This window comes from Piscinibacter sp. HJYY11 (assembly GCF_016735515.1).
In the GTDB taxonomy this organism is placed as follows: Bacteria; Pseudomonadota; Gammaproteobacteria; order Burkholderiales; family Burkholderiaceae_C; genus Rhizobacter.
In genome coordinates, this window is the sequence record NZ_JAERQZ010000001.1 from 3799269 (window position 1) to 3821759 (window position 22491).

Below are 22491 nucleotides of genomic sequence, written 5' to 3' on the forward strand. Positions count from 1 at the left end.
GACGGTTTCGCTCTGTGCGGGGTGACGGGTTCCCGGGGTTCCGCCCAATCGTGCGGTCGGTTTCGCAACAGAGAAGAGCTTCAGTGTAGGCGATTCATGTTTCGGCGATGTGACGAATAGCAGGGCTTTTGCAAGGCTATTGATTCGGCTCAAGCTTCAAACGGGCCAGCGCACCACCGCTTCGAGGCCTGGCCGTGCATTGCGCAGCGTCAGCGAGCCGCCGTGCGACTGTGCGACGAGCCGACACAGGTACAGGCCCAGGCCCACGCCGCCGCTGGCGCGCGTGCGGGCCACATCGGGGCGGTAGAACGGCTCGGTGAGGCGCGCCAGCTGGTCCTCGGGCACGCCGGGCCCATGGTCGCGCACGGTGAGCACCACCTGGGCCCCATCGGCATGGGTGCTGACAAGCACCGGCTGGCCCTCCGCCGCACCATGTCGCAGTGCGTTGTCGATCAGGTTGCGCACGAGCATCGTGGCGCGCGGGCGGTCGAGCGCGAGCGGCGGCAGCTCATCGGCCAGTGAAAGCTGCAGCGGCTGGCCCTCGAAGCCCGCGGCGATCTCCTGCACCAGCGTGTTGAGGTCGGTGGCTTCGCGCTTCAGGGCCGAGGGGCCGGCGGCCAGGCGCTCACCTTCCAGCAGGTCGGTGATCAGCGTGCCCATCAGCGTGAGGTCGCGCAGCAGCGCGGCGCGCTCGGGGGTGTCGCCCGACAGCTCGGCGTTGAGCCGCGCACGCGTGAGCGGCGAGCGCAGTTCGTGGCTGATGGCCAGCAGCAGCGCGCGCTGGCTGTGCAGCATGCCCTGCAGGCCGGTGGCCATGTCGTTGACCTGCTGGGCGAGGTCGCCCAGCTCGTCGCGCCGGCGGATGGGGATCGGGTTGCTGAAGTCGCCTTCGCCATAACGCTGCGTGCCCTGGCGGATGTCGTCGAGCGGGCGGAAGAGCCGGCGCACCGTGGCGTAGGCGGCGAGCGTGAGCAGCAGCAGGCCAAAGAGCGGCACCAGCGCGCGCACCGGGTGCCGCTCGTGCCAGACGTTGGTGGCCATGCCGAAGCTGATGCGGTGGCCGTCGGCCGTGCTGCGGGTGAAGAGGCGCGGGCCCCACTCGTCTTCCTTGTCCTTGAACTTGTGCTTCCACTCCTTGGCCTTCTCGGGGTGGGAGTCCCAGCGGATCTCGGGCCCCTCGATGCGCACCGAGATGGGCAGCCGCGCCACCAGCGCCTGCGCGCGCTGCGGGTCGGGGGGCGAGCCGATGTCGGCGGCAAGCCGGTCGACGTAGTCCGCCAGCAGCGGCTTGACGAAGTATTCGAAGCCGCCCGAGAGTGCCATGCGCGTGCCGCCCATGAACACCATGACCGAGCACGCCGCGAGCACGAGGAAGAGCGCCACCAGCCGCCACTTCAGCGAATGGCGGAAGCGCTGGTGCCAGCGCTTGTGCGCCTGCACGTGGCGGCGCCACCTCATCGGCGTGGCACCCCGGCGAAGGTGTAGCCCGCGTTGCGCAGCGTCTTGATGAGCGGCAGCGGCTCGAGCTTCTTGCGCAGGCGGCTGATGAGGATGTCGACCGCGCGGGTGAAGAGATCGGCCTCGCGGCCGCGCAGCTTGTTGAGGATCTCGTCGCGGGTGAACACGCGGCCCGGCTCGCGCGCCAGCAGCACCAGCAGCTCGAACTCTGTGCCCGTGAGCTCCAGCAGCTCACCCTGGCGCTCCACCTCGCGGCGCTGCAGGTCGATCGTGAGGCCTTCGAAGTCGAGCTTCTGCGCCTTGGCGGCGTCTCCGTTGCCGCCGCCATGGCGCGAGCGGCGCAGGATGGTCTGCAGCCGCGCCGCCAGCTCGCGCGGCTCGAAGGGCTTGGGCAGGTAGTCGTCGGCGCCGAGCTCGAGGCCGACCACGCGATCGGTCACGTCGCCGCGCGCGGTGAGCATCAGCACCGGGATGTCGCTGCCGTGGCGGATGCGGCGGCAGACCTCGAAGCCGTCCATCTCGGGCAGCATCACGTCGAGGATCACCGCGTCGTAGCCCGTCTCCGCCAGGCGCGCGAGGCCGAGCGTGGGGCGCGCCGCGTGGTCGAGCGCGAGGTCGAAGCGCTTGAGGTAGGCCGCGAGCGGGGCGGCCAGGTCCTCGTCGTCATCGATCAACAGGATGCGGTGCATGGGGCGCGATGCTGACACAAACCTCCCTGCTCAGAGCCAGCGGCGCACGTCGCCCGCGTAGTCGCGCCACCAGCCACCGAAGCGGCGTGCCAGCTGCGCCTCCTCGCGCGGGATGTGCACGGTGTGCACGACCGCCATGAAGAGCAGTGCGCCCAGCAACAGCAAGGGCACGCCCAGCGCCATGGCGGTGCCGACGAGGGCCGCGGTGATGCCGAGGTACATGGGGTGGCGGCTGTAGCGGTAGGGGCCTTCGTCGATCAGCTGCATCGGGGTGTCGGCTTCGAGCGGCATGCCGGCCTGGCGAAAGCTCGCCCATGCCCACAGGGCCCACGCGAGCCCCGCCGCGGCGAGCACCGCGCCCGGCACCGGTGCGCTGCCGAGCGGGGCGCCGGTGCCCCAGAGCAGCAGGTGCAGGCCCGACGCCGCGGCCGCGATGCCGATCGCCAGTCGGGCGACGCTCCAGCGCGACAGCTGCGCCTGCCGCCGCTCTACCCAGGCGGGGGCGCTCAGCCCGCCCGCCGGCACGCCGGGCTCAGCCGCGCCAGCCACGGTGATGCCCCCAGCGGTCGAGCGCCTCGCGCACCTTCTGCTGCTGCTCGGGTCTCAGGCTGTCGTAGAAGTCGGCCGCGGCGCCGATGACGGCCGGCGAGGCGTTGCGCATCGCGCTCGTCTTGGCGTCGACCAGCGACTGCGCCTTGGCGCGGTCGAACTGCGCACCGGCCAGCACGGCCTTCAGTTCGGCGTGCGGCTCGCCGCCGCTCGCCTTCATGGTCTTGCGCTGGGCTTCGAGGGTGTCGGCCAGCACGGTGAGCTTGGCCTTCTGCGCGGCATCGAGGTCGAGCTTGCGGCTTGCCTTCTCGACCATGCGGGCGCGTTTCTCGGCCCGCTCACTCTCGGTGATCCGGTCTCCGAAGTAGCCGTGGTGGCGCTGATGCGAGCACGCCGCAAGGCCGCCAGCCAGGAGCGACACGCCGAAGATGCCGATGAAGGTGCGTTTCAGCCAGGATGTCATGTCGTGTCCTTTCCAGACGTGTTGAACATGAGCTCATGGTCGGCACTCGGCTCGGGCGTGTCCTTTCGCGCCCGCATCGTTGTGTTTCGTTTCTTTTCAGCATGCGCCGTCAGCGATACGTGGCCGCAGTGATGAACTGGCTGAAGGTCTCGCACCAGATGACGACGGTGTTGTAGCGCTGCAGGTCGGTGCCGGGCGGCAATGGCAGCTCGAAGCGCTCGAAGTTGCGCACGTCGCCCACCCGCAGCATCGAGGGCTTGAGCCGCTTGAACTCGGCCTCGGTCTCCACGAACTGCGGCGACAGGTACAGCTTGTAGTCGGGCCCCGGGGCGAGCTTGCCGTCGAAGGCGATGCGGCTGGCGGCCAGCGTCACCCGGCCTTCGCCCCAGTGGAGGAAATCGCTGTCCTTCAGGTCGCGCCGGAACTGGCCCTGGAAAAGCGCTTCACCCGCCGGCATGGCGGCGGCCGCAGGCGCCGGCGGCGCGGCGGTGAGGATGGGCAGCCAGTAGATGCCGGCGGCAAAGCCTGCGGCGAGCATCGCCAGGTGCGTTGCGATCAGGAGGAGGGCTTTCTTCATGGCGGCAAGGTCGTCGCAGTGGTGCGTGACCTTACATCGCCGCCATCGGCGTCGTCCTACAGCCAGTCGATCCGGCGCCCGACGGCGCGGGCCCGGGCGCCGGCGTAGCCTGCGCTCCACCATGGCTGCACGCTCCCTTGCATCGCTCACCCTCGGCTTCGGGCTCGTCTCGATCCCGGTGAAGCTTTTCTCGGCCACCGAGAGCTCGGCCAGCGTCGGCTTCAACCTGCTGACGAAAGACGGCTCGCGGGTGAAGCAGCAGTACATCTCGGTGAAGAGCGGCCAGGTGGTCGAGCGCGCCGAAATGGTGAAGGGCTACGAGTTCGAGAAAGACCATTTCGTGATCTTCGAGCCCGAGGAACTGAAGGCGCTGGAGGCCGAGGCGAGCCACGTGGTGGACATCGTGGCCTTCGTGCCCGACAAGGCCATCGACCCGATCTACTACGACCGCGCCTATTACCTCGGCCCCGACAAGCGCGGCGCCAAGCCGTATTCGCTCCTGATGCAGGCCATGCGCAAGACCAGGCGCGTGGCGCTCGCCCGCATGGCGTGGAAGGGCAAGCAGTACGTGGTGCAGGTGCGCCCCGCCGAAGAGGGGCTGGTGCTGCAGCAGCTGCTTTACGCCGACGAGGTGCGCTCGATGCGCGACCTCGACATCGAGACGGTGAACGTGTCCGACGCCGAGGTGCAGCTCGCCACCCAGCTCATCGAGCAGATCTCGGTCGACAACTACGACCCTGCGCAGTTCAAGGACGAGGAGAAGGACCGCATCCTCGCCGCCATCGACAAGAAGATCGCGGGCAAGAAGATCGTCGCGGCGCACCGGCCGGATGAAGCGCCGGGCACCGGCGGCGGCCAGGTGATCGACATCATGGATGCGCTGCGCGCGAGCCTCGCCAAGAAAGGCGGAGCGAAGCCGAGCGCGGCCAAGGCAGCACCCGCGGCCGACACCACGCTGAAAGAGCGCAAGCCGCCCCGGCGCGCCGCCGCCAGCCCCGCGCCCGCAGCCGCCCCGGCCCGCGCCCGCGCGAGGAAGTGATCGACGCCAGCGCCGACGACCGGCAGGCCACGCTGAGCCTGCGCAAGGTCCAGGCCCTGCTGGGCCTGCCCCTCCACGTGGTCACGGGGCTGATCGATGCCGGCGTCGTCACACCCACGCGCGGGCCGCGACACGCCTGGCGCTTCACCTTCCAGGACGTGGTGCTGCTGCGCACCGCCCACCGCCTGCGCACGGCGCAGGTGCCGTCGCGCAAGCTGCTGCGGGCGCTCGCGCGCGTGAAGGGTGGGCTCGGGCCGCTGCCGCTGAGCGGCGTGCGCCTGACCGCCATCGACCGCCAGGTGGTGGTGCGCGACGGCCCGCTGCAGTGGGAGGCCGAGAGCGGCCAGCTGCTGATGGATTTCGACACCGCCGCGGCGCCGGTGGTCCAGCCTCTGGGCGCCACAGAGGTCGACTGGTTTGCCGAAGCCGTCGAACTCGAGGCCACCGACCCGGCAGCCGCCATCCAGGCCTACCGCGCAGTGCTTGCCGCCGACCCCTCGCATGCCGCCGCGTGGGTCAACCTCAGCGCCCTCCTGTGCGAGCAGGGCCATTGCGACGATGCAGTGCAGACGCTCGATGAAGCGATCGTCCACCTGCCCGACGATGCAGACCTGCATTTCAACCGCGGCATCGCCCTCGAAGACCAGCAGCGCTTTGACGAGGCCATCGGCGCCTACGAGCGCGCGCTGGCCTTGCGGCACGACCTCGCCGACGCGCACTTCAACCTCGCGCGCCTGCACGAGCGGGCCGGCCGGCCGCACCGGGCCTTGCGACATTTGCACGAGTACAGGCGCTTGTCCCGTTGAGGAGCGCGATATCCTCGTTCACGATGCGCTGCGAAGAGATCGCCACCCACCCCGATTTCCGCCGCCTGTCGTCCATCGACGGCGTGCGGGTGGACCTGCGCTACGTGGGCCCGCGCAACTTCGTCGGCCGCGACCTCTACGGCGAGCTCGATTGCGCCTGGCTGCACCGCCTCGCCGCCGAGGGCCTGGCCCGGGCGGCCGCCGAACTGACGGCCCTCGCGCCGGGGCACCGCCTGCTGGTGCTCGACGCCCTGCGCCCGCACCGCGTGCAAATCGAGCTGTGGGAGTTCCTCGACGGCACCGGCCTGCGCCAGTACGTGGCCGACCCGGCACGCGGCTCGATCCACTCCTTCGGCATGGCGCTCGACGTGACCATCGTGAATGCCGACGGCGACGAGCTCGACATGGGCAGCGGCTTCGACGAGATGGACGAACTCTCGCACCCCAAGCTCGAGGCCGAGCACCTGGCGAGCGGTGCGCTCACGCCCACGCAGGTGGCCAACCGTGAGCTGCTGCGCCGCGTGATGACGGTGGGCGGCTTCAACGGCGTCGACAACGAGTGGTGGCACTTCGACATGCTCGACCGCAGCCACGTGCGGCAGACCTTCGTGCGGGTGGACTGACGCCCACGCGGGCGGTCACGACGCCGGCGCGCGGGCCGGCTCCAGCGCCTGGGCGAGCGGCGACTGCGACAGCAGCTCCCTGAGCCACAGCTGGTAGCCCGCGTCGCTCGGGTGCAGCCCGTCGCGTGCGTTGAGCGCCTTCTGCTGCGCGAACGGGTCGTTGGCCTTGTCCTTGAAAAGGTTCACATAGGCCACGCCCTGCCGGGTGGCGGCTTCGCGGACGAGGGTGTGCATCTGGCGAGCGCGCGAGCTCATCCACCACGACACCGGGGGAAAGAAGAAGGGCGCGTTGCCCACGTTGCCGGCCGGCATCAGCACCACCGTGTCGGCGCGTGCACGGGCGAGCGTGGAGATGCGGGCCAGGTGGTCGGGCAGGGTGTCGAAATCGCGCAGGCGGATGACGTCGTTGCCGCCGGCCAGCACCAGCACGGCGTCGAAGCGGCCGGCGCCTTCCAGCTGGTGCGCCACTTCGGCGAAGGTGGCGCCGTCGCGCCCGCGGTTCTCGATCAGGAGGCTGGGGTAGGCCTGGGCCAGCAGCCCCGCGAGGCTGCGCTCGGGGGCGCTTGCGCCGGTGCCGACCGCGGTGCTGTCGCCCACGATGAGCAGGCGGGCGCGTGGCTGCTCGAGCTGCCGCTGGAGCGGCTCGCTCTGGCGCGCCAGCTGAACCGTTTCGTGCAGGCGCGTCACGGTGCAGCCGGCCGACAGCAGCAGCGCCGCTGCGGCCGCGCCCCAGCCGAGCAGCTTCAGGTTGAGGCGGTGGGGGTGGGGTGTGTGCATGGCGGCGACATCATGGCCGCCCGGGCAGCGCTTGTGCACAGGCGGGGGGAGCGAGCTGCAGTAGTCGCGCTCCTACAGCGGGCGCCCGGCTTGTAGTGCCAGCCCTACACCACAAAGCCGGTTGTCGCGATTTCTCGGACAGGGGCCGGTTCCTAGCATGACGCCATCGTTCATCGAGGGCTGCCATGCGCCACGACAACCGCTTCGACCCGTACAACCCCGATCGCCCGCTGCAGATGCGCTGCGCCTGCGGCCAGCACGCCTCGGCCGAGGAGCACCTGAGCGCCGAAGCCGCGCTCACCGAGCTGAAGCGGCGCAGCGAGACGGCCGAGTTCGAGGCCTACTCCAATGACTTCATCGAGGCCTCGCTGGTCAAGGCGCTGTTCCCGCAGGACGCGCTGCGCCGGCGCTTCCTGCGCGCGGTGGGCAAGGGCACGGCGATGGCGGCGATCGGCAGCGTGTTGCCGATCGCCTCGCTGCAGGCCATGGCGCAGGAGAAAGGCGCACTCGAGAAACGCGAGCTGAAGATCGGCTTCATCCCCATCACCTGCGCCACGCCGCTGATCATGGCGCACCCGCTGGGCTTCTATTCGAAGCAGGGGCTCGACGTGCAGGTGGTCAAGACCGCCGGCTGGGCGCTCATCCGCGACAAGATGCTCAACAAGGAGTACGACGCGACGCACTTCCTGTCGCCGATGCCGCTCGCGATCTCGCTGGGCCTGGGCGCCACTGCTACGCCGATGAACGTGGCGACGATCCAGAACACCAACGGCCAGGCGATCACCCTGCACGTCAAGCACAAGGACAAGCGCGATCCGAAGGACTGGAAGGGCTTCAAGTTCGCCGTGCCCTTCGAGTACTCGATGCACAACTTCCTGCTGCGCTACTACGTGGCCGAAGCGGGGCTGGACCCCGACCGCGACATCCAGATCCGCGTGGTGCCGCCGCCCGAGATGGTGGCCAACCTGCGCGCCGGCAACATCGACGGTTACCTCGGCCCCGACCCCTTCAACCAGCGGGCGGTGTTCGAGGAGGTGGGCTTCATCCACTTGCTCACCAAGGAGTTGTGGAACGGCCACCCCTGCTGCGCCTTCGGCACCAGCACCGAGTTCATCCAGAAGAACCCCAACACCTTCGCGGCGCTGTACCGCGCGGTGCTGACCTCGGCCGCGATGGCGCGCGAGGCACGCAACCGCGAGCTGATCGCCAAGGTGATCGCACCGCAGGCCTACCTGAACCAGCCTGAGACGGTGCTCACCCAGGTGCTCACCGGCAAGTTCGCCGACGGCCTGGGCAACGTGAAGACCGTGCCCGACCGTGCCGACTTCGACCCCATCCCGTGGCAGAGCATGGCGGTGTGGATGCTCACGCAGATGAAGCGCTGGGGCTACGTGAAGGGCGAGGTGAACTACAAGCAGATCGCCGAGAAGGTCTTCCTGCTCACCGATGCGAAGAAGCAGATGAAGGCGCTCGACATGAAGGTGCCTGACGGGGCCTACCCGAAGATCACCGTGATGGGGAAGGTGTTCGACCCCGAGAAGGCCGAGGCCTACGTGAACGGCTTCGCCATCAAGCGCAGCCCGACCGCATGAACGCCTCGCGCTCCCTCAGCCTTCGGGCCGGGCTGCTCTCGGCGTTGATCCTGCTGCTGGTGCTGGCGGTCTGGCACGTGGCCACGCTCAGCAGCACGCCGGTCGCCGCCGCCGCGCCGGCGCTGACGCCGGAGCAGATCGAGTACGCCAAGCTGATGGGCAAGGACCCGGCGGCCGGTGGCGCGCCCGCCGAGAAGTCGGGCTTCCCGACGCTCGCGCAGATGGGCCAGACCATCGCCAAGCACCTGTCGCAGCCCTTCTATGACAACGGGCCCAACGACAAGGGCATCGCGGTGCAGCTCGGCTACTCGCTGGCGCGCGTGGGGCTCGGCTACCTGCTGGCGGCGCTGGTCGCGATCCCGCTCGGCTTCGTCATCGGCATGAGCCCGCTGGTGTATCGCGCGCTCGACCCGTTCATCCAGGTGCTCAAGCCCATCTCGCCACTGGCGTGGATGCCGCTTGCGCTCTACACGATCAAGGACTCATCGATCAGCGGGATCTTCGTGATCTTTATCTGCTCGGTGTGGCCAATGCTGATCAACACCGCCTTCGGCGTGGCGAGCGTGCGGCGCGAATGGCTCAACGTGGCGCGCACGCTGGAGGTGACCCCGCTGCGCCGTGCCTTCGAGGTGATCCTGCCGGCGGCCGCGCCGACCATCCTGACCGGCATGCGCATCAGCATGGGCATTGCGTGGCTCGTGATCGTGGCGGCCGAGATGCTGGTGGGCGGCACGGGCATCGGCTACTTCGTGTGGAACGAGTGGAACAACCTCTCGCTGCCGAATGTGATCTTCGCGATCCTGATGATCGGCATCGTCGGCATGTTGCTCGACCTGATGTTTGCGCGGCTCCAGAAGGCGGTGACGTATGTCGACTGAGGCGTTTCTCAAGGTCGAAGGCCTGGCCAAGCGCTACGGCGACAGCACCGTCTTCGACAGCGTCAACTTCGACATCCGCCAGGGCGAGTTCGTCTGCATCATCGGCCACAGCGGCTGCGGCAAGACGACCATCCTCAACGTGCTGGCCGGCTTGGAGCACGCAAGCGAAGGCCACGTCTTCATGGACAACCGCGAGGTCGCGGGCCCGAGCCTGGAGCGCGGGGTGGTGTTCCAGGGCCATGCGCTGATGCCTTGGCTGACCGTGCGCGCCAACATCGCCTTCGCCGTGCGCAGCAAGTGGCCGCTGTGGACACGGGCGCAGGTGAACGAGCATGTGGAGAAATACGTGGCGATGGTGGGCCTCTCGGCCGCCATCGACAAGAAGCCCTCGGCGCTGTCGGGCGGCATGAAGCAGCGCGTGGGCATCGCGCGCGCGTTTGCGATCCAGCCGCGCATGCTGCTGCTCGACGAGCCCTTCGGTGCACTCGATGCGCTGACGCGCGGCACCATCCAGGACGAGTTGCTGCGCATCTGCGCCGAGACGCACCAGACCGTCTTCATGATCACGCACGACGTCGACGAAGCCATCCTGCTCGCCGACCGCATCCTGCTGATGAGCAACGGCCCGCAGGCGCGCGTGGCGGAGATCGTGAAGAACACGATGCCGCGCGACCGCGCGCGCGCCACGCTGCACCACGATCCGCAGTACTACCGCATCCGCAACCACCTGGTCGACTTTCTCGTCGCGCGCTCGAAGGAGCTGTCGCACGGCAAGGCGCCGATGCAGCCACCCGAGGTGAGCCCGGGCCTGCAGGAGCCCACCCCCGAACCGCCGACGCGCCTGCCCTTGCAGCGTGTCGCGTGATTTTCTTTTTCTCTCAACGAAGGAGCACAGAATGAGCCGTCTCGACGTCACCGAAAAAATCGTCGCCACCAAGGTCGCCAAGGGCCTCAAGTGGTCCGACGTGGCCGCGAAGGTGGGCCTGAGCAAGGAGTGGGTCACCGCCGCCTGCCTCGGCCAGATGACGCTGGATGCCAAGCAGGCCGGCATCATCGGCGAGATCTTCAGCCTCACCGACGCCGAGCAGAAGTGGCTGCAGGTCGTGCCCTACAAGGGCTCGCTGCCCACCAGCGTGCCGACCGATCCGCTGATCTACCGTTTCTATGAACTGGTGAGCGTGTACGGCACGACCTTCAAGGAACTCATCCATGAAGAGTTCGGCGACGGCATCATGAGCGCAATCGACTTCAAGATGGACCTGACCCGCGAAGCCGACCCCAAGGGCGACCGCGTCAGCATCAACATGTCGGGCAAGTTCCTGCCCTACAAGACCTACTGACATGGAGACCCGGCCGCCCCTTCCGCCGTTCACGGCGGAGTCCGCCCGGCAGAAGGTCCGGCTCGCCGAAGACGCCTGGAACTCGCGCGATCCCGACCGTGTGGTCGGGGTCTACACACCCGACACCCGCTGGCGCAACCGGGCCGAGTTCCCGGTGGGCCGCGACGAGGTGCGCGCCTTCCTGCAGCGCAAGTGGGCGCGTGAGCTCGACTACCGGCTGATCAAGGAGCTGTGGGCCTTCGACGGCGCGCGCATCGCGGTGCGCTTTGCCTACGAATGGCACGACGACTCGGGGCAATGGTTCCGCAGTTACGGCAACGAGAACTGGGAGTTCACCCCGCAAGGGTTGATGGCCTGGCGCTACGCCAGCATCAACGACCTGCCGATCCGGGCGGAGCAACGCCTCTTCCACTGGCCGCTCGGGCGCCGGCCGGACGACCACGCCAGCCTGAGCGAGTTGGGCCTCTAGCGGGCCAGAGCAGGTTTCATGGCGCTGGCCTACGATGCGGGGCCATGCCGCGCCTGCACCTGCACGACCTGAGAACAAGAAGTCAGCGCCTGCTGTGGTTGCTGGCCGGGCTGGTGAGCCTGCTGGTCGGCATCGTCGGCATCTTTTTGCCGCTGCTGCCGACCACGCCCTTCGTGCTGCTCGCGGCCTTCTGCTTCTCGCGGGGCAGCGAGCGCCTGGAAGCCTGGATCGTGACCCACCCCCGCTTCGGGCCGATGGTCGCGGCCTGGCGGCGCAACCGCGCCGTGCCCTTGCGCGCGAAGCAGCTTGCCACCGCGATGATGGCGGCCAGCGCGATCGGCGCCTGGTTCGTCGTGCACTCCCCGTGGCGGTGGGCGCCCGCCATCGTCTGCACCTGCGTGGCGCTGTGGCTCTGGAGCCTGCCCACGACCCCGGCCGCGCCGCCTGGCGACGAGTAACAAAAGCGCGACCCCGGTTCAGGGGGGACCCTTCCCACAACGTGTGCTTTCACACGGAGAGCGACAGGCGTACCGTTGAACAATCTCCCGGTGCTGCCGATAACGATCCCGACATGAATCGAGCCGTCTTCACCTCCTGGGTCGACGCCCTGCTGGGCACCGACCGGAACCAGCGCGTGCGGGTCAAGCAGGCGCTGATCGCTGGCGGCATCTACGCCGCGCTGTGCGTGATCATGGGCCTGGGCGTGTTGATGGGCCTGGTCGAGCCGCTGCCGGTGGCCGTGCTCGCGGTGGTGGTGCTCACGGTGTCGGCGCTCTTCTACGGGCTGATCCGCAGCGGTGCCAACCTTCGCTTCCCGTCGGACCCGGCATTGACGCAGGTGCAGGGCTTCTTCTGCGTCCTTGCGGCCTGCGCGTGCTACGTGGTGGCCGGGCCGTTCCGCGGTGCGATCTTGATGACGGTGATGATCGGCCAGGTGTTCGGCATCTTCGCGCTCACGCCCGTCCAGGCGCGCCGGATGGCGACGCTGGGCGTCTCGGGGCTCGGCATCACGATGGCGGCCGGCGCGTTCTTCGACCCGCTGCGCTTTCCGCCCCGCGTGGAGCTGCTCAACTTCCTGCTGGTCGTGTTGATGCTGCCCATCATCGGCTGGCTCACCGGCACGCTTTCCGCCATCCGCAACAAGCTGCGCCACCAGAAGGTGCAACTTGAAAACGCACTGCAGCAAAACCGATTGCTGGCGACGCAGGACGAGCTCACCGGGCTCTCGAACCGCCGCCACATGACCACCCTGCTCGTGGCCGAGCGCGGGCGCCAGCAGCGCAACCGGCTGCCGATCAGCATGGTGCTGATGGACATCGACCACTTCAAGCGCATCAACGACGGTTGCGGCCACCAGGCCGGCGACCAGGTGCTGCAGATCTTCGCCGACGTCATCACCCATGGCCTGCGCGCCGGCGATGCGCTGGCACGCTGGGGCGGCGAGGAGTTCTTGCTGATGCTGCCCAACACCACGGCCGAAGACGCCCTGATCTGCGTGGAGCGCATGCGCGGGCAACTGGCAGCGCGCAGCTTCGAGCACATCGCGCCGAAGCTGACCGTGACCTTTTCCGCAGGCATCGGCGTCTGCACGGTCGACGACCGCACCGACGCCATCATCGAGCGTGCCGACCGCGCCATGTACCGCGCCAAGACCGCGGGCCGCAACCGCACCGTGGTGGCCTGAAGCGCGGCCCAGGCGGGAAATCTGCTCGCTGCGCGCGAGCACATGCCCACATCTTCGGTCGAGCAGTCTCAAGAAACGCGGCCCAGCGGCCGATACATCAAGCATCCCTGAACGCCATCTCCACCCTGCCATGCAAGCCGATCACAGCCCGTCTCTCGAAGGCCCGACGCAACCCCATGTCGACCTGACCGACCCGCTCGAGGTCGCCCGCTGGTCCTGGCTGCTCGACGTGCCCGACCAGCAGATCCACCACGCCGTGCGCCTGGTGGGCAACAACGGTGATGCCGTCGCGCACTACATCGAGCTCTACGGCCGCCCGGCCGGCCGCGCCCGCCACTGAAGCGACCGCTGGCACGAAGCTCGCTTTTCAGGCCGCACGAGCGCTTCAGAGCGTTTGAAGCGCTCGCTAACCGACCAGGTACGTCGGTTTTGCTGCGGGAACTCACATGTCTGACAAACCACGTCATCGCCACCAGCACGCTCCCCATGGCTTCCTGCCGAACTGGGTGCTGGTGATGTTTGCGGCCGGCGCCATCCTCGTGGCGACCCTGGCCCGCACGCTGATCTGAGCGACTCATCCCTCGTCCTCCTCCACGGGCGCACCGGCCCGGGGCGGCAAGCGGCTTGCATTGAAGATGCCGGCACGTGTCGCCACGCACTGTTTGGAGGATGGTCATGGACGAGTACACCACCCAACTGGTCAAGGAAAGCTGGGACCTGGTCGAGCCCATCGCACCGAGGGCGGCCGAACTCTTCTACGCCAACCTGTTCCAGCTCGACCCGTCGCTCAAGCCGCTCTTCACGAGCGGCGACATGGTGGTGCAGGGCGAGAAGCTGATGAAGATGATCGGCGTGGCGGTGGGCCTGCTCGGGCAGCCGCAGCTGCTGCTGCCGGCCTTGCAGACGCTGGGCCGGCGCCATGCCGACTACGGCGTGCGCGACGAGCACTACGACACCGTGGGCACGGCGCTCCTGTCGACGCTGCAGCAGGGCATCGGCGTGGCGTTCACGCCCGAGGTGCGCGAGGCCTGGATCGACGTGTACGGCGTGATGGCGCACACGATGAAAGAGGCGGCGCGCGTCCCGCTTGAAACGCGCTTATTTCGGTTGCAGCACCCACATGCGCAGCGGCTGCTTCATGCGGCCTGCCTGCTGCTCGGCCGTGTCGCCCCAGCCCCAGAAGTAGTCGGCCCGCACGGCGCCCACGATCGCGCTGCCGGTGTCCTGCGCCATGACGAGGCGGCGCAGCGGCGTGCTGCCCAGCGGCTCGGTGGTGTCGAGCCAGACGGGGGTGCCGTAGGGCACGCTGTCGGCGTCGACGGCGATCGAGCGGCCAGGGGTCAGCGGCAGGTTCTGCGCGCCCTTGGGGCCGAGCGCCGGGTCCGGCAGGGCTTCTTCACGGAAGAAGACATAGCGCGGATTGCTCCACAGCATCTCGTCCACCCGCTTCGGGTTGGCACGTGCCCAGGCCTTGATCGCCGGCCACGAGGCTTCGCCGCTGCGCAGGGCGCCCTGGTCGATCAGCCACTTGCCGACGGAACGATACGGGTGGTCGTTGTGGCCGGCGTAGGCCATGCGCACCAGCTTGCGTTGGCCGTTGGCTTCGGTCAGCTGCAGCCGACCTGAGCCCTGGATCTGCAGCACGAGTGCATCGAGCGGGTCGGCAACGTAGGCGATGGCGGTGCCCTGCAGGGCTTTCTGCGCCGCCGGCAGGGTGGCGATCTGCTGGCGCGTCCAGTAGGGTTTGCGGCTGGCGAGGTCGGCCGGTGCGCCGTGCAGCGGAATGCGGAACGCGCCCCCTGCGGTGCGACGCGCCTCGACCAGCGGCTCGAAGTAGCCGGTGATCATCCCGTCGGCAGCGCCATCGGTCGACTCGACGCGCCAGGGCTGCATGCGCTGGCGAATCCAGGCTCGCGCCGAAGCGTCGGACGTGGGCATGACGCCTCGCGCATCGACGCAGATGCGGGCCCATTCGAGCGGCGGCTTGTCGCAGCCGCGTTGCAGCGCCGGCCACCACTCCAGCTGCGCATCGCCCTCCCAGCCGGGCAGCTCCGACCAGTCGGCCTTGACCCAGCGCGAGCGGGCCCGCTGCATCACCACGGGCGGGGTGGAGGGTGCGGGCTTGTCAACGGTGGGAGGTGGGGGCTCCGATGCCGGAGGCGGGGTCGGCCGGCTCGTGCAGGCGACGAGCACTCCTAGAATCGCCGCCGCCGCAAAAGGCCGCAGGGACCGGAAACCGAACGGGATCGTCATCATGGGTTTGTTGTTGCTCGAAGCGCTGGCGGCGCTGGTGGTTCTGGTGTTGATCGTGTGGTGGACCATGTTCTCGGGCCGCAAGGGCGGCGAGCGCCCGTCCGACCGGGGTGACGGCGGCGACGACGCTGAGAGCTAGCCGCGCCGCGAGGGTTCAACCACCCTCGTCGAGATCGATGTGCTGGTCCATGTCGAGCGCGGGCTGATCGACGCGCGGCGTGCCCACCACGCGCGCCGGCACGCCGACCACCGTCTTGTGCGGCGGCACGTCGTCGAGCACCACACTGCCGGCGCCGACCTTGGCGCCGTCGCCAATGCGGATGTTGCCCAGCACCTTGGCACCGGCGCTCAGCAGCACGCCGCGGCCGATCTTGGGGTGGCGGTCGCCCGTCTCCTTGCCGGTGCCGCCGAGCGTCACGCCTTGAAGGATGGAGACGTTGTCGCCGACGACCGCGGTCTCGCCGATCACGACGCCGGTGCCGTGGTCGATGAAGACGCCGCCGCCGACCGCGGCTGCGGGGTGGATGTCGACCGCGAACACTTCGGAGGCGCGCCCCTGCAGGCACTGCGCGAGCGCCTTGCGTTGGCGCCCCCAGTACCAGTGCGCGATGCGGTGCGCCTGCAGCGCATGGAAGCCCTTGTGGTTGAGGAAGGGGTTGACGCTCGAGCCGGCCGCGGGGTCGCGGGCAGCGATGGCCGCCAGGTCGGCGCGCGTCAGTTGCCCGATCTGTGGCTCGGCCCGCAGCGCCTCCTGCGCGACGCTGCGCAGCGTGTCCGCCGGGAGCTCGGCCGAGGCCAGCTTGCGGGCCAGCAGCTCCGCCAGCGCGGCGTCGAGCGAGGGATGGTCGAGGATGAAAGTGCGCAGCACGGCCGCGAGCACCGGCTCGGCGGTGGCGAGCTGCGATGCATCGTCGCGCAGCGCGTGCCAGAGGGTGTCGGCCGGCGCGCCCATGTCTCAGTGCAGGGCGGACGGGACGGACAGCGAGAACTCGGGCACCACTGCGTCAAAGGGCCGCGCGTCCTCGGTCATGCAGAAGAAGGTGCCGCGCATGCTGCCCTGCGGCGTGTGGATGCGCGTCCAGCTGGTGTACTCGAAGCGCTCGCCGGGCTTCAAAAGCGGCTGCTGGCCGACGACCGCTAGGCCGCGCACTTCCTCGACGTGGCCGCGCGCATCGGTGATCACCCAGTGGCGTGCCACGAGCTGCGCGGTGATGTCGCCGGTGTTGACGATCTGGATGGTGTACGCATAGGCATGCACGCCTTGCTCGGGGTCTGCCTGTTCGGGCAGGGGGCGCACGCTGACGCTGCAGGTGAATTCGGGCTTGGCCATCGTTCGATTCTAGGGAGGCTCCTAGAATCCTTCGCATGAGCACGCCCTCCTACCGCATCGCCCCCAGCATCCTCTCCGCCGACTTCGCCCGCCTGGGTGAGGAAGTGCGCAACGTCATCGCAGCGGGTGCGGATTGGATCCACTTCGATGTGATGGACAACCACTACGTGCCCAACCTGACCTTCGGGCCGATGATCTGCGAGGCACTGCGCAAGCACTCCGCGCGTGCCGATGGAACCCCGGTGCCGATCGACGTGCACCTGATGGTGCAGCCGGTCGACGCGCTCGCGCAGGCTGTCTGCAAGGCTGGCGCCGATCTCGTGAGCTTTCACCCCGACGCCAGCACGCACGTGGACCGCACGTTGCAGCTGATCAAGGCCGAAGGCAAGCAGGCGGGGCTGGTCTTCAACCCGGCCCAGCCGCTCGACGTGCTGGAGTGGGTGATCGACAAGGTCGACCTCATCCTCATCATGAGCGTGAACCCCGGCTTCGGCGGGCAGAGCTTCATCCCGAGTGCGCTCAAGAAGATCGAGCAGGCGCGCAAGCTCATCGAGAAGAGCGGCCGCGACATCCGGCTGGAAGTCGATGGCGGCATCAAGGTCGACAACATCCGCCAGGTGGCCGATGCGGGTGCCGACACCTTCGTTGCGGGCAGCGCGATCTTCGGCAAGACAGACTACAAAGGCGTGATCGACGCGATGCGCACGCAGCTCTCCGCGGCATGACGGGCCGCCGCGCCGGGCCGCCGCAAGCAAGGCCCGATCCCCTCGGGGAATCGCACGGCGTACTCGCCGTGCGAGGGGAGTGGTGTAGACCAATAGAGTGTCCAGCCGTGCTCCCACGACAGCGACGTAACACACGCTCCCCAAAGGGGCATGATAGTTGTCGGTCGTGTGCCTCGACGTGCGCGCGCGGCCTGCAGGTACGTCAATAGAGATCCCAAGATCGGTAGCGCCGCTTTTTAGGCTGAGGCATTGGTGACCAAAACCGAAAAAATGCGCTGTTGAGCCGATTAGGGGCCTCCCTGGGCATTTGTCTCAGAGCGCTGCGCAGTGAGGTTGGGTTGCCTGCCCCAAGCTCGGCCGTTATAACTAGACCAAGCAGTGCTGTGCGACTCGCTTAGAGCGTAGAACGAGGCGATTTGAATTCGCCGTGGCTTGCACCTAATGTGACTTTGAAGCAATCCATGCTCCAAAGTGCTCAAGACACCCTCGGTCGACCCATACTGGGCTCATACACCCTGCCTACCCGTGGGGGCGAATCTCTATACAGCGTCCATACTGGCCGCCCGAGGGAACTGCGCAAGTCCACTCCCCACTGCGAATGTTTTTTATGGGCGACCTACTGGAACGCTAAACAGCTACGCGAACGGGGCGGCTTTTGTCAGCGAGCGGTACTTTCGGGGCGCATTGAGCGCGGAGGAGGTACTCGTTCGACATTCGCCCTTTGGCTACTACTCACTGGGCCTCAGCAACCGCGATCGTGAGTCTTGGTTAGGCCAACTCAGCAAGGGCGAGTTCGACGTCCATGACACAACGGCCCGAACGAAGTCGCGAGGGTTCAGCGAGCATTCCAAACGCTATCGCCGCGGCTTGGCTTGGTGTCCCATCTGTGCCGTCGCTGACGAGGATGAACGGGGTTTTGCATGCTGGTATTGGTGGCACCAATTCCCGTTCATGACTCACTGCCTTATCCACTTCGAGCCACTGGCGTACGCTTGTGCATCGTGTGGCTATGCGCTGGGGGACAGTCGAAGGTTTTACTTGCCGGGAGAACCTTGCAGGTTATGCGGTTCTCGCCAAGTGAGCAGGTTCTCCGACGCCATCAGCGAGCCCTGCGTCCAATTGCTGCGGGACGTTCATCGATGCTGCGTGGAGCAATGTCAAATCTTTCGTCCGCTTGCCTGGGAAGCGAAGCTACAAGCAGCGTGGGAGCAAGCGGGTGGCGTTGAGCAAGCAGTCGATGGCGCGATGCGGTGGCTCATCGAGAGATGGAATGTCGAGAAGATTGAAGACATTAGCGATGCGCTGCACACGAAGCTGACACCAATGCACATCCGGTGTGCTGTGACGGCAAACCTTTGCGGGACGCCGTTGTTGTCGCAATTTTTGCTTTTTCCCGCCGTTGAACCTCTCGCGCCGAAGGTGGGGTTCGACGATGCCCCAGAACATCTTCGGCGGATCGCGGAAGACCGTGGTACGTCCATGCACACCATCGATCTATTACGGCAAGGACTTCCGGTAGAGGCTGTTCGCGCTGAGTCTGGCCTGCCGTCGGTGCACATGCGCAAGACGCTGCTTGAGCTTCGAAAAAATGGCGTGGCAAAGGCTCGCCCAAGACGCATTCGTTATCCAAACTGTGTCCGGTACGTCGACGATGAGCAGCGCCGTGAGGTGTATGTGCGCCGACTTAAAGAGCAAGTCGCTGAACATCCCACTGCTTCTCGCGGACAGATGTGGGACATGATGCCGGCGGCGATAGAGTGGTTGAAGAAGCACGACCGGGCGTTGCTGGATCAGTTACTTCCGCCCCGGGTTCGCCATGCCGCCGGCCATTGGAAGAATGCTGAAGTCAGCCCTGACAACATTGCGTTCGCGCGCAAGCGTCTGGTGGCGATCGCTGCAGTGTTCCGCTGCTCGACCCGAAAAGAGTTGAGTACTCGTGCTGCATCGCTTGTGAGTTGGCTTCGCAACCACGATGCAGCCTGGTTTGACACTCGCTTCCCCAGGCTGAGGCCCGTCGTGCTACGCCGCTCAGAAATCAGGGCGTCGTTTCGCTCGATCTTCATGGGGCAGACCGATGAATGCCCACTGATTGAATTCGGTTCCGACAGTCCTCAGTTGAAGTTCGCGACTGATTGGCTAAAGGCGCACGACACGGTGTGGCTCAATGAGCACAAGTCGACGTCACACTAGGCCATGTCTCGGGTCGAACCGTCGTCGTCGCCGGCGACGACGTCCTGCAGGGCGAAGATTGACCGTTGCGCTGCGGCTCTTCCCGGTACGGATCTGAGCATCTGCTCCAGCAATTGGGGCACGTGCTTTCTCATCCACCGAAGATCTGAGTTGCATGCGAGCTCAATCTGATGGCGCCGAATATTGGGGCTCGCTGCGACTACCGCGGAGAGTTGCGCTACGCAATGCTCGAGGCGATCGTTTGTCGCCCGTTCTTGTCGTCTAGAGCGCAGTTCAGGCACATTGTCGAGCCACCTGAAGAGCGCTGAGCGAGGAAGCGCAAGCTGAGCAATGGCTTCTCCGTAGGTGTTGCACTCATCCATTGCATGATGGACGCTGGCTGGCGCCTCGCTCACCTGGCGCGGCCCATCGAACATTTCCAGTTGACCCGCGAGGACGAGTCGCCCGTTCGCAGCGTCGCAGAAGGCAGCAACACAGTCCTCCGTCGACCGCCACTCCATTGCCGCCCAAAGCAGAGCCCAGCAAGCCGGGTAGTTGGTCTGTCTGCGCCAAAGTAGCGACGGCAGCCATTTGCCATCGGCTAGCGCCTCCAGTCCCCGGCCTACGGACCTGCAGAGCTCGGCCACCGGAGAGCCGGCGAACCAGGCCATCAATGCATCGTGACGCGTGCGCGAGGTGGTGTGAATGGTGCCCTGCTCGCGCAACCTGGAGAGGGACTCGCGCCGTAGCGCTGCGATGTCGATGCTGGGTGAGGACAAGATGCCGCGTCCAATGGCCGCCAGCCTGACTGCGACGGTGTTCACGACAACGCTTGCCGTTGCTTCAGCGCCCACCTCCGCTGGCAGCTGCCACGTCTTCGTTCTGCGCGGAAGCATGCGAAGGGCGACGCCGTGGAGCGAGCAGATAAACGTGGTCGGACATTGGTGTTCAACGTGCCAGAAGGCACGACCCTCGCTTGCTTGGTCCCGCGCGACGCAGTCCATGCACAGCTTCAGGGGATGAGGAAGAACGCTGTTTCTAGGTTTGAGGCACAGGGCGAGCCGCCATCGGTCGCTGTCACGCGCGGCTAGCTCCGCCAGTCGCCGCTGGGCCTCGAGAGAGTGGAAGGGCCAGTAGTAGCCCCCCACCGTGTGTTGGCGGATTGCGTTGATGACCGTCGCCAGGTCGCTCTTGTTGACAAACGGCAGCCGGGCCAGCGCTGGAGGAAAGTCCGGCTGCCTTGCCGCATGCGCTCTCCCCAGCAGCTCTTCGGCCGTCCGCATGGAGTGCTGCGACACAGACGAGCGAAAAACAGCCGCGCACCAGCTGTATACCGTCTCGCCAGGAAGGATGCATGAAGCCGCGATGGATGGGCTGGTGGCCATCTGGTGCCTTACGTTGCGGCCTTTGCGTTGCGACCGCGTTGCGCGAGGTCCTTCTTGTGCTGCTCGATCTTCGCGATGCTGTCCTGAAGCTCATTGACGTGATGAAGCGTGAGGCCCAGCGCTTCAGCGTCTTCTTTGGAGAGTCCTTGAATTTCCTTCAGCTTGTTGCGCGTGCGAGTGAGTTCGGCAGACACCCGCTGCTGCAGCTTCCTGAGCAGTTCCAGGACGGCTGAGCCGCTTGCGGCGTCGAGCTGAGCGACATCGTGCTTGGCGCGAAGACTCGGATTGCGCAGGCATTCTGTCGACGGCAGATCGAAATAGTGGTCCGAATTCGGGATTCCTTGTATCGCCTGACTGATGCTGGCAATCTTTTTCAGGCGTGGGGAATTGAGCGCTTCGTCATAGTCATCCTCCGATATCAAGCAAGGACTGCCACCTCTGCGTATCGCGGAGCGCATCACCTCACACCGAAGTGGCAAGAGGAAGCCTGGGATGCCCGCAGAGAAGTTGGTTTCAACTTCGCTGCGCCATGCGAGGTCAACCGCAAACCCGTCCACCAGCATGAACTCATCAACACGAGGCACGAACTCTTTGGTCCACCAGGGGTCCGTTTGTTGGCCGGGCGTGAGCTCATGTACACCAGCAATGCTGAACCGCCGCATGACTTGGCTCAGGTTCATCATGTGATCAAAAGCCAGCGGATTTCCACACAACGCGACTGAGACCCCGAGGTTCATCAGGCTGAGGTAGAACAGGACAAATTGCAGGGCCCACTGGCTGTCGTTGAATGTCATCGACTGCTTCTCGTCGACGACCAGCAGTGCAACCCGATGATTGATCAGCGCTTTGCATACGGCGACCATCAGGATGTCGATGTTGACGGTCCTCTTGTGTTCTCCCGAGTAGTTGGTCCCGGCAACGCTGTCCAGTTCTTCCAGGATGCGGTGCAACAGGGCGCCTCTTGTTCCATTCGAAGGAAAGTCGACATAGAGGTAGGCGACCTGCCGCATGCCGTACCAGCCGTACTCTTCGCTGGCCGGGTGGTCCAACACCAGATGCTTGACCAAGACTTGAAGGCAGCGCTTGATCAGGCGTGTTTTCCCGCGCCCCGTGATGCCCGACACCAGCATCCCCGCACCATCCAAGCAGATCAACTGCCTCAACTGAAGAGTTGACCGTGCCGCACCGATGCGATTGGCATGAAGACGCGCTGCTCGTTGCAACGGGTTCATCAGGCTCAAAGATCGGCGCAGCAACTCCTGCACGCCCATGAAGACTTCGAGGTTGGGCCCGCTGGGAATGAAAAGTTGCTCCGCGAACGGCAGAAGGGACTCGCGCTTCTGCAGCGGGATAGTCTTTAGATCTAGCGTCGACAGGGGGTTGTAGTTGAGAAGGGCTGGCACTTCCCCCAGTGTCACGAAGGGCCGGAGAACCCCAAATAACGGGTTGGGCCCGGTGAGCAGCGTCTCAGGGTGTTCCAGGCAATCGTTCATGACTGCTCGCTGGCTGCCCCGCCAGCTGGACCCTTCACTGGCCCGGCAGCACTTGGCCACTCACATGACACTTTCCCCGCGTTGTATTCGATGATTATCTTTTTGCACTGCTCATCGAACTGAGCCGGCGTGAGCCAGCCTGACCGAGAAATTGACTCTGATCGGTGTCGGTTCAGGCAACCGGAATCTGCG

At 66.6% G+C, this 22491-nt stretch carries 26 protein-coding genes and 1 pseudogene; 16 read left to right on the plus strand and 11 right to left on the minus strand.

Annotated features, from left to right (window positions below; translation table 11 throughout):
• Window positions 1-156: 156 nt before the first annotated feature.
• From JI745_RS17660 to JI745_RS17680, 5 genes are all read right to left on the minus strand, one after another.
• Complete coding sequence (locus JI745_RS17660) at window positions 157-1458, minus strand: HAMP domain-containing sensor histidine kinase (protein WP_201809929.1); 1302 nt, start codon at window positions 1456-1458, stop codon at window positions 157-159.
• Window positions 1455-2147 (minus strand): response regulator transcription factor, encoded by a 693-nt coding sequence (locus tag JI745_RS17665; RefSeq protein ID WP_201809931.1) that lies wholly within the window; start codon window positions 2145-2147, stop codon window positions 1455-1457. Before JI745_RS17665 ends, JI745_RS17660 begins: the two co-directional genes overlap by 4 nt.
• A gap of 30 nt (window positions 2148-2177) precedes the next feature.
• The gene (locus tag JI745_RS26455; RefSeq protein ID WP_201809933.1) at window positions 2178-2696 is read right to left on the minus strand and encodes an isoprenylcysteine carboxylmethyltransferase family protein; all 519 of its coding nucleotides are present in this window, start codon (window positions 2694-2696) and stop codon (window positions 2178-2180) included.
• Complete coding sequence (locus JI745_RS17675; protein WP_201809936.1) at window positions 2680-3159, minus strand: Spy/CpxP family protein refolding chaperone; 480 nt, start codon at window positions 3157-3159, stop codon at window positions 2680-2682. The genes JI745_RS26455 and JI745_RS17675 overlap by 17 nt, the downstream gene beginning before the upstream one ends.
• Before the next feature lie 109 nt (window positions 3160-3268).
• Window positions 3269-3736 (minus strand): DM13 domain-containing protein, encoded by a 468-nt coding sequence (locus JI745_RS17680; RefSeq protein ID WP_201809938.1) that lies wholly within the window; start codon window positions 3734-3736, stop codon window positions 3269-3271.
• 121 nt (window positions 3737-3857) lie between these two features.
• Between JI745_RS17680 and JI745_RS17685 the strand changes: the two genes are divergently transcribed.
• The 3 genes from JI745_RS17685 to JI745_RS17695 are packed head-to-tail and all read left to right on the plus strand — an operon-like array spanning window position 3858 to window position 6204.
• Entirely contained in the window at window positions 3858-4775 is a 918-nt protein-coding gene (locus JI745_RS17685; RefSeq protein ID WP_201809940.1) for a Ku protein, read from the plus strand.
• Complete coding sequence (locus JI745_RS17690; protein ID WP_310738679.1) at window positions 4772-5581, plus strand: tetratricopeptide repeat protein; 810 nt, start codon at window positions 4772-4774, stop codon at window positions 5579-5581. The genes JI745_RS17685 and JI745_RS17690 overlap by 4 nt, the downstream gene beginning before the upstream one ends.
• Window positions 5582-5604: 23 nt before the next feature.
• The gene (locus JI745_RS17695; RefSeq protein WP_201809943.1) at window positions 5605-6204 is read left to right on the plus strand and encodes a M15 family metallopeptidase; all 600 of its coding nucleotides are present in this window, start codon (window positions 5605-5607) and stop codon (window positions 6202-6204) included.
• Window positions 6205-6219: 15 nt separating this feature from the next.
• On the opposite strand, the gene JI745_RS17700 is transcribed toward JI745_RS17695, so the two are convergent.
• The gene (locus JI745_RS17700; protein ID WP_201809945.1) at window positions 6220-6981 is read right to left on the minus strand and encodes a GDSL-type esterase/lipase family protein; all 762 of its coding nucleotides are present in this window, start codon (window positions 6979-6981) and stop codon (window positions 6220-6222) included.
• Window positions 6982-7166: 185 nt separating this feature from the next.
• Between JI745_RS17700 and JI745_RS17705 the strand changes: the two genes are divergently transcribed.
• From JI745_RS17705 to JI745_RS26805, 10 genes and pseudogenes are all read left to right on the plus strand, one after another.
• Entirely contained in the window at window positions 7167-8573 is a 1407-nt protein-coding gene (locus tag JI745_RS17705; RefSeq protein WP_201809952.1) for a CmpA/NrtA family ABC transporter substrate-binding protein, read from the plus strand.
• On the plus strand, window positions 8570-9451 hold the full coding sequence (ntrB, locus tag JI745_RS17710) for a nitrate ABC transporter permease (RefSeq protein ID WP_201809956.1): 882 nt from the start codon (window positions 8570-8572) through the stop codon (window positions 9449-9451). The genes JI745_RS17705 and ntrB overlap by 4 nt, the downstream gene beginning before the upstream one ends.
• Window positions 9441-10316 carry an ABC transporter ATP-binding protein gene (locus tag JI745_RS17715; protein WP_201809959.1) on the plus strand — a complete coding sequence of 292 codons (876 nt, stop codon included), beginning with the start codon at window positions 9441-9443 and terminating at the stop codon, window positions 10314-10316. Before ntrB ends, JI745_RS17715 begins: the two co-directional genes overlap by 11 nt.
• Window positions 10317-10347: 31 nt before the next feature.
• Window positions 10348-10791: a cyanase gene (cynS, locus tag JI745_RS17720; RefSeq protein WP_201809961.1), complete on the plus strand. Its 444-nt coding sequence runs from the start codon at window positions 10348-10350 to the stop codon at window positions 10789-10791.
• Between the two features lies 1 nt (window position 10792).
• Window positions 10793-11260 carry a nuclear transport factor 2 family protein gene (locus JI745_RS17725; RefSeq protein WP_201809963.1) on the plus strand — a complete coding sequence of 156 codons (468 nt, stop codon included), beginning with the start codon at window positions 10793-10795 and terminating at the stop codon, window positions 11258-11260.
• 44 nt (window positions 11261-11304) lie between these two features.
• Window positions 11305-11718, plus strand: coding sequence for a YbaN family protein (locus tag JI745_RS17730; protein WP_201809965.1), 414 nt, complete (start codon window positions 11305-11307; stop codon window positions 11716-11718).
• A 113-nt stretch (window positions 11719-11831) separates the two neighbouring features.
• Complete coding sequence (locus tag JI745_RS17735; protein ID WP_201809968.1) at window positions 11832-12944, plus strand: GGDEF domain-containing protein; 1113 nt, start codon at window positions 11832-11834, stop codon at window positions 12942-12944.
• Window positions 12945-13074: 130 nt separating this feature from the next.
• Window positions 13075-13284: a DUF3606 domain-containing protein gene (locus JI745_RS17740; protein ID WP_201809970.1), complete on the plus strand. Its 210-nt coding sequence runs from the start codon at window positions 13075-13077 to the stop codon at window positions 13282-13284.
• Between the two features lie 106 nt (window positions 13285-13390).
• Complete coding sequence (locus tag JI745_RS26650; protein ID WP_255545720.1) at window positions 13391-13513, plus strand: hypothetical protein; 123 nt, start codon at window positions 13391-13393, stop codon at window positions 13511-13513.
• Between the two features lie 244 nt (window positions 13514-13757).
• Window positions 13758-13949, plus strand: a pseudogene (locus JI745_RS26805) (globin domain-containing protein); the annotation flags it as partial.
• Window positions 13950-14042: 93 nt separating this feature from the next.
• Here JI745_RS26805 and JI745_RS17750 read toward each other — a convergent pair.
• Window positions 14043-15038 (minus strand): MltA domain-containing protein, encoded by a 996-nt coding sequence (locus tag JI745_RS17750; RefSeq protein ID WP_310738680.1) that lies wholly within the window; start codon window positions 15036-15038, stop codon window positions 14043-14045.
• A gap of 160 nt (window positions 15039-15198) precedes the next feature.
• Between JI745_RS17750 and JI745_RS17755 the strand changes: the two genes are divergently transcribed.
• Window positions 15199-15336 (plus strand): hypothetical protein, encoded by a 138-nt coding sequence (locus JI745_RS17755; protein WP_201812793.1) that lies wholly within the window; start codon window positions 15199-15201, stop codon window positions 15334-15336.
• Window positions 15337-15351: 15 nt separating this feature from the next.
• Here JI745_RS17755 and cysE read toward each other — a convergent pair whose 3' ends face one another.
• Together cysE and apaG are read right to left on the minus strand one after the other, a co-directional pair.
• Entirely contained in the window at window positions 15352-16149 is a 798-nt protein-coding gene (gene cysE / locus JI745_RS17760) for a serine O-acetyltransferase (protein ID WP_201809976.1), read from the minus strand.
• A 3-nt stretch (window positions 16150-16152) separates the two neighbouring features.
• Window positions 16153-16527: a Co2+/Mg2+ efflux protein ApaG gene (gene apaG, locus JI745_RS17765; protein ID WP_201809979.1), complete on the minus strand. Its 375-nt coding sequence runs from the start codon at window positions 16525-16527 to the stop codon at window positions 16153-16155.
• Window positions 16528-16562: 35 nt separating this feature from the next.
• On the opposite strand from apaG, the gene rpe reads away from it, so the two are divergent.
• Both rpe and JI745_RS17775 read left to right on the plus strand, forming a co-directional pair.
• Window positions 16563-17252, plus strand: a complete 690-nt coding sequence (gene rpe, locus JI745_RS17770) for a ribulose-phosphate 3-epimerase (RefSeq protein ID WP_201809984.1) — start codon at window positions 16563-16565, stop codon at window positions 17250-17252.
• 1077 nt (window positions 17253-18329) lie between these two features.
• Window positions 18330-19442 carry a hypothetical protein gene (locus JI745_RS17775; RefSeq protein ID WP_236675031.1) on the plus strand — a complete coding sequence of 371 codons (1113 nt, stop codon included), beginning with the start codon at window positions 18330-18332 and terminating at the stop codon, window positions 19440-19442.
• Here the strand turns inward: JI745_RS17775 and JI745_RS17780 are convergent.
• Window positions 19439-20806: a TniQ family protein gene (locus JI745_RS17780; RefSeq protein ID WP_201809992.1), complete on the minus strand. Its 1368-nt coding sequence runs from the start codon at window positions 20804-20806 to the stop codon at window positions 19439-19441. The two genes, JI745_RS17775 and JI745_RS17780, sit on opposite strands and share 4 nt — an antisense overlap.
• A gap of 8 nt (window positions 20807-20814) precedes the next feature.
• Window positions 20815-22299: an ATP-binding protein gene (locus tag JI745_RS17785; protein ID WP_201809995.1), complete on the minus strand. Its 1485-nt coding sequence runs from the start codon at window positions 22297-22299 to the stop codon at window positions 20815-20817.
• Window positions 22300-22491: the final 192 nt, after the last annotated feature.

Coding starts and splice junctions, on each gene's coding strand:
- JI745_RS17695 (WP_201809943.1), top strand. CDS start 5,605: ATGCGCTGCGAAGAGATCGCCACCCACCCCGATTTCCGCCGCCTGTCG.
- ntrB (WP_201809956.1), top strand. CDS start 8,570: ATGAACGCCTCGCGCTCCCTCAGCCTTCGGGCCGGGCTGCTCTCGGCG.
- JI745_RS17715 (WP_201809959.1), top strand. CDS start 9,441: ATGTCGACTGAGGCGTTTCTCAAGGTCGAAGGCCTGGCCAAGCGCTAC.
- JI745_RS17665 (WP_201809931.1), bottom strand. CDS start 2,147: ATGCACCGCATCCTGTTGATCGATGACGACGAGGACCTGGCCGCCCCG.
- JI745_RS17740 (WP_201809970.1), top strand. CDS start 13,075: ATGCAAGCCGATCACAGCCCGTCTCTCGAAGGCCCGACGCAACCCCAT.
- cynS (WP_201809961.1), top strand. CDS start 10,348: ATGAGCCGTCTCGACGTCACCGAAAAAATCGTCGCCACCAAGGTCGCC.
- JI745_RS17705 (WP_201809952.1), top strand. CDS start 7,167: ATGCGCCACGACAACCGCTTCGACCCGTACAACCCCGATCGCCCGCTG.
- JI745_RS17725 (WP_201809963.1), top strand. CDS start 10,793: ATGGAGACCCGGCCGCCCCTTCCGCCGTTCACGGCGGAGTCCGCCCGG.
- JI745_RS17675 (WP_201809936.1), bottom strand. CDS start 3,159: ATGACATCCTGGCTGAAACGCACCTTCATCGGCATCTTCGGCGTGTCG.
- JI745_RS17700 (WP_201809945.1), bottom strand. CDS start 6,981: ATGCACACACCCCACCCCCACCGCCTCAACCTGAAGCTGCTCGGCTGG.
- JI745_RS17785 (WP_201809995.1), bottom strand. CDS start 22,299: ATGAACGATTGCCTGGAACACCCTGAGACGCTGCTCACCGGGCCCAAC.
- JI745_RS17750 (WP_310738680.1), bottom strand. CDS start 15,038: ATGCAGCGGGCCCGCTCGCGCTGGGTCAAGGCCGACTGGTCGGAGCTG.
- JI745_RS26650 (WP_255545720.1), top strand. CDS start 13,391: ATGTCTGACAAACCACGTCATCGCCACCAGCACGCTCCCCATGGCTTC.
- JI745_RS17735 (WP_201809968.1), top strand. CDS start 11,832: ATGAATCGAGCCGTCTTCACCTCCTGGGTCGACGCCCTGCTGGGCACC.
- rpe (WP_201809984.1), top strand. CDS start 16,563: ATGAGCACGCCCTCCTACCGCATCGCCCCCAGCATCCTCTCCGCCGAC.
- cysE (WP_201809976.1), bottom strand. CDS start 16,149: ATGGGCGCGCCGGCCGACACCCTCTGGCACGCGCTGCGCGACGATGCA.
- JI745_RS17780 (WP_201809992.1), bottom strand. CDS start 20,806: ATGGCCACCAGCCCATCCATCGCGGCTTCATGCATCCTTCCTGGCGAG.
- JI745_RS17680 (WP_201809938.1), bottom strand. CDS start 3,736: ATGAAGAAAGCCCTCCTCCTGATCGCAACGCACCTGGCGATGCTCGCC.
- JI745_RS17730 (WP_201809965.1), top strand. CDS start 11,305: ATGCCGCGCCTGCACCTGCACGACCTGAGAACAAGAAGTCAGCGCCTG.
- JI745_RS17685 (WP_201809940.1), top strand. CDS start 3,858: ATGGCTGCACGCTCCCTTGCATCGCTCACCCTCGGCTTCGGGCTCGTC.
- apaG (WP_201809979.1), bottom strand. CDS start 16,527: ATGGCCAAGCCCGAATTCACCTGCAGCGTCAGCGTGCGCCCCCTGCCC.
- JI745_RS17660 (WP_201809929.1), bottom strand. CDS start 1,458: ATGAGGTGGCGCCGCCACGTGCAGGCGCACAAGCGCTGGCACCAGCGC.
- JI745_RS17755 (WP_201812793.1), top strand. CDS start 15,199: ATGGGTTTGTTGTTGCTCGAAGCGCTGGCGGCGCTGGTGGTTCTGGTG.